Source organism: Ehrlichia minasensis (assembly GCF_004181775.1).
In the GTDB taxonomy this organism is placed as follows: domain Bacteria; phylum Pseudomonadota; class Alphaproteobacteria; order Rickettsiales; family Anaplasmataceae; genus Ehrlichia; species Ehrlichia minasensis.
On sequence record NZ_QOHL01000042.1, the window covers coordinates 1 to 4,833 of the forward strand.

Here is a 4,833-nt window from a genome sequence, read left to right on the forward strand (position 1 = left end):
TACATACGATACGTCGTGCAATTAATCCTGCAATTTGATCAAGGATGATAGAATGTTTATCAAGGTTAGATTCTATAATTAATCTTTGTCTTTCATTTAACTCGCTTGACTTGTCTAATGATGCTGATATGAATCTGCCAGGTATGTACTCTGTAGATTTAATAGTGCCTGATACTGGAATTCTATTGACGTGGACGTTCAATATGTTTAAAAAAATGCTGATACATACTACTTGTGTAGAGCTATCTATAGGAGAATTAACTTCTTTGATATCTAATATTAAGCCATCAGCTGGACTAGTAATTAAGTTATCTCCTTCTGGTACTACACGTATAGGGTCACGAAAAAAGAATATGCATAACAATGACATAACTAAACAAACTATTCCTAAGCTGCAAGAAATAGCAAACCCAATGCAAGATGCAAGAAATGATATCATTATAAATATATATCCTTCCTTATGGATATTGTGGATCAAATTGAAAAGCATTACTCAACCTCAGACTTTTTGAAGGATTATAAACTTTGCTATATTTTATGCAATTAATATTTGATAAATTTTGTTTAATTATGGTGATAATATTGCAATTTTAAATATTAAGTTTAGTTATTAAGATTTATTGATATTAAAATATGATCTTTACTTACTATAATTAATTATGATAATCTCAACACTTTTATACTTTACTCAAATATTAGATGTGGAAATTTTGAATTTCATATTGATATCGTGAACTTATGCTTTGTAAGCTTGACTAATGTTTGATGAGAAATTTATAACTTGAGATATCGTTTGTACAAAATGTTAAAGTAGTAATCTTTTTTAGCATACTTCTTTAATATTTACTGAGATATTTCAATAATAAGCAACAGAACTCCTTCTTCACACTGCAATGTACTTGCGATACCTATAGTAGAAAAGTACTAACCAATTTACATTTGTATTAGTAATAAGTAATGGTTGTACTGTTTAATGTATATCTTTCATTATGTAAAGTACATTGTTTAGGTAGAGTATTTTCAGATTCTTTACACAAATTACAGTCATTGAAAAAGCGTTAAAATTTGCAAATCTTTGAACAGTCTTTACAGATTTGGTCAGACTAATATTGAGAAATTTAATAGTAAGTAATAGGGTAGCTTATAAAAGGATGTGTTATTTAAGATTATGTAGACAATGTTTTACCCATTGTTTAGTGCATTTTTCTTGTAAAGTATTTTGTTTAAGTCTTTCATTTAAGAATTTGAAATCCACGTAGTTTGCATATTGATCTTGATTATTACAACTATATACAAAACTTTCTTGTTTTGTTATTGGGTCAATGTGTTTTTGTAAGCATTGAGCACATATTTCTTTCATCATACATTGCATAAGAGAATTAATAGAAGCTATCACTTTAACTTCTTTTTTGAAAAGAGTTTGTAATTGATTGAATATAGAATATGACACTGCCTCCATCATATAGCTTGATCCGATAATTATAATTCTGTCTATAGAGTGTAGTGTTATGTCAATACTTTCTGATAAGTTGTTGTTATATTGCAGAATTGCATCAATGATATTACCACGATAAGATTTATCTTGAGTTCTTCTGGGTTCAATCCTAGCTTCGTCACAACACCACACTACAGTACTTGATGATTCTTCTATAGCTGATTCTTCAAATACGTCTTCTACTTTTTTATATCCTGCAAAGTATAAAACTTTACAGTTGTTTGACAACAACGCTTTGCCTATTGAAAATAGCACTGCGTTTCCTACTCCTCCACCTATTAACATTATGTTTTGATTGTGAGGAATTTCTGTTGGAGTACCAGTTGGACCCATGAAAATGATTGGTTCGTTTTTTTGAAGATAATTACATAAGTGACTGGATCCTCCTGTATTCAGTACTATAGTTGAAATTAATCCTTTGCTTTTATCTACAGAAACTCCTGTTAATGCTATGCTTTCCATTGATAATTGTGTATTTTCTATATTTAGGCTGTTATGTTCGAAGTTTTGTAACCTATAAAATTGCCCAGGTTTAAAGTTAGCTGCTGCAAGAGGTGCTAAAATAGTAAGTTTAGTTATGGTTTTTGTAATGTTTTCTATATCTATTACATATGCTTTTAATTGGTGATTTAATGTTGTAAGTAAATTAGCATGTTTTGCTGGTGGGTATTGATTCAGTACTTTTGTTATAATTTGGTATCCGTTTTTAGCACTTGCCATTGCTTTAACTACACTTCCTCTATATGGTAGGTGAAGATCTCCAAAAATACTGATTTTTTTATCAGGTGATATGAATATGCTGTCTTTTTTTGTAAATTTTGGAGATGCTGTTATCTTTGTACTTATGCCTTGTAAATCAAAGGTATGGGTAAAATCTTGACCTAACCCACAAAATTGTTGATTTTCTTTTATACTTGTTAAGTTTGGTTTAGTACCTACTGCTATTATGATTGTTTTTGCATTGAGTGTTTTTTTGTTGTTATATTGATCAGTAAATTTAATGTTGCTTATGTGATTGTACTGATCTGTTATCATTTCATATGGTTCTAGATTTTCTATAAAGTATATTCCTTCTGCAAGTGCATTGTTTATTTCATCGCTATTTAATTTGTAACTTGGTGCGTGTGATAACTTGTTTCTATAGACAATAGTTACTCCTCCCCATGATTGTAATAATTCTATAATTTTTGCTTGTCTATTTTCTATTTTTGCTGATGTTTTTTCTTTTCTTATTTGCGTTGCATGATTTAAAAATTCATTTGCAATAATTTTTTCTTCTTCTGTCCAGTTTTGTTCAATATATGATTTACCATAATTTTCTATCAATGCTTCATATCTTGTAAGGAATTTTTCTACTTGTAATGGATAGTATGCAAGGACTTCTGTTGCTGCATCTATTGCTGTTAATCCTCCACCTATAACGACAATTGGCATTCTAATTTGTAAGTTTGCAATGGAAGTTGCTCTTGCAGCTCCTGTAAGTTGTAATGACATTAAAAAGTCTGATGCCATACGTACTCCCCTTGCTAAGGAGTTAGGTATCTTGATTATATTAGGACTGCCAGATCCTGTTGCAAGAGCAATATGATGAAACCCCATCTCAAAAGCATTTTCTATTGTTAATGTACTACCGAACCTTATTCCACCATACATTGCAAAATTTTTTCTTCTTTCTAGTATTAATCTGGCTATTTTTAAGTAATTTTTGTTCCATCTTACTGTAATACCATATTCAGATACTCCGCCAAATCCATAAGGTATGCGCTCACTTAAATTATCGTATAGGTCAATTTCCACATTTTTAATTAAATTAAATTCTATTTTTTCTCCAGATTGAGTAACTCCAGAAATATTCTCTGGAAGAGGTTCTATTTTTAACCCTTCTATTGCAGTAACAGTATGCCCATCATTTAATAAGTGGTGAGATAAATTAATCCCTGCTGGACCTAGCCCTACAACTAATACATTTTTATTTGTATTAGCCTTAGGTAATGGATGTTCAAAGTTTATAGGATTCCATCTGGTGAGTAACGAATATATTTCAAATCCGTAAGGTAAGCTTAGTACATTGTCAATGATTTGGGTTTCAACCATTGGTATATTAACAGGATCTTGTTTTTGGTAAATGCATGATTTAGTACAATCATTACAAATATGATATCCTGTTAATATACATAATGGGTTATCAATCATAATGATTGCTAATGCTGCTATAGGATAGCCTTGAGATTTTACTAGATTCATTTCTGATATTTTTTCTTCTAGAGGGCAGCCATGTAATTCTGTTGATAGTATTGATTTCTTGAATTCATTATTGTTTCCTAACATTCCTTTTGAGCAACTGTCTTTATTTTGTTTATGACAAAAAATGCAATAATGAGAATTATTTAAAGCATTATATAAAGTGGGTTGCTTATGTGTAAGGTTAAACCCATCTCTACGTTTGATACGTTCTGATGTCATTACTGTTATGTCATCATTAACAATTTTTGTTATTGTTGGGACTAAGTTGTAAAAGTCTATTTTATTAGGTACACTAAATAAAATGTTATGTGATCCTGAATGTATCATGTATGCAGCATACTTAGCTGTAATATCTAATTTTTCTGAATGATTTTCTTTGTCTTCTAACCATAATAGTGTTTGTTCTGCAAATTCTTTGTCTTCAATAGGAAATTGGAATAGCTCTCTGATTTGTTCTGTGATTTCTGATATGTTTAAGCTGTTTATATCCGGATATTTTTTTAAAGCATAACGTTGTATGAATAATCTTTTACATCTATATATTTCTGAAAATTCTTTGTGTATATTCTGTTGTGTTATTATTTCATTTTCAATGCTGAACAATTTTGATATAAAGTCTTCGACTATATATGAAAGTTCTATAATAGTGCATGATGTATTATTGGATTTACTTTCATTATTGCGTTCTCTAATTAGTGTTTCATATAGATTTTGGTTGTGGGATTGTAAATAAGACAGAAATAAGTTATCTAGCTTTACTAAGCCTTCTCTGGTATATAAATTCTGTGCAGTAAGTTCAAAGTTTAACATATTTTTTAAAGTTAGTGTAACATATCAACTGATGTATGAAAATGCTATATTAATAAGCCTCTAGTGCTAGCAGTATATCAAGAAAGCAGGAGCAGCACCAAAATTTAAGAAATCTGCAAAAGAATCAAGATGTGCACCAAAACCACTAGTAGAATTGAGTAATCTAGCAATTCTGCCATCCATGCCATCTATTAGTGCTGCAATAATAATAAACATAACAGCAGATTCCCATTTGCCAATAAAAGTAAATTTTATAGAAGTCAACCCAGCACATAAGCCTAATA

The 4,833-nt window shown here is 30.0% G+C and carries 2 protein-coding genes and 1 pseudogene; all 3 read right to left on the reverse strand.

What is annotated here, in order from left to right; genetic code table 11:
- Positions 1–490 (reverse strand): phosphatidylserine decarboxylase (locus DRF75_RS04900; RefSeq protein WP_129992767.1); only part of this gene is annotated, 490 nt, incomplete at its 3' end.
- 666 nt (positions 491–1,156) lie between these two features.
- Entirely contained in the window at positions 1,157–4,549 is a 3,393-nt protein-coding gene (locus DRF75_RS04905; protein ID WP_045170652.1) for an FAD-dependent oxidoreductase, read from the reverse strand.
- 72 nt (positions 4,550–4,621) lie between these two features.
- A pseudogene (locus DRF75_RS04910) lies at positions 4,622–4,833 on the reverse strand (CDP-alcohol phosphatidyltransferase family protein); the annotation flags it as partial.